At 60.5% G+C, this 349-nt stretch carries 1 protein-coding gene; it reads left to right on the top strand.

All coding sequences use genetic code 11. The annotated features are described in order from the left end of the window. Positions 1–83 precede the first annotated feature (83 nt). The coding region (locus tag SB753_RS35505) for a VOC family protein (protein ID WP_410804761.1) at positions 84–349 on the top strand (266 nt) is incomplete at its 3' end.

The following is a 349-nucleotide window of genomic DNA, read 5'->3' as shown; positions in this document are numbered from 1 at the left end:
ACCGGGAAGACGGATGCGACGCGGCTGATAATTTTCTGCTCACACGCTACGTCTAGCATTCGCGTGGTTCACAGGAGACAACCATGACAGGCATTACCGGGATCGATCATGTCGCCATCACCGTAGACGATCTGATGTCCACCTTCGCGTTCTATCGCGACCTGTTCGGCGCCGAGGTTGTCGCCGAACATAGCGAGGACGGCAACCTGCTCGTGCGACAGGCCGCATTGGGCGGCGCCGTGCTGAGCATTCATCAGCGTGGCAATAACGTGAGGCTCGTCGCCGAACACCCGACGCCCGGCGCCGCGGATATCTGCTTTCGATGGAGCGGCACGATCGGCGAAGCACT

The sequence above is a fragment of the Paraburkholderia sp. SIMBA_053 genome (assembly GCF_046534895.1).
In the GTDB taxonomy this organism is placed as follows: Bacteria; Pseudomonadota; Gammaproteobacteria; order Burkholderiales; family Burkholderiaceae; genus Paraburkholderia; species Paraburkholderia caledonica.
The sequence above is the reverse complement of the archived record's forward strand: the minus strand, read 5'-3'. Positions and strand labels throughout refer to the sequence as shown.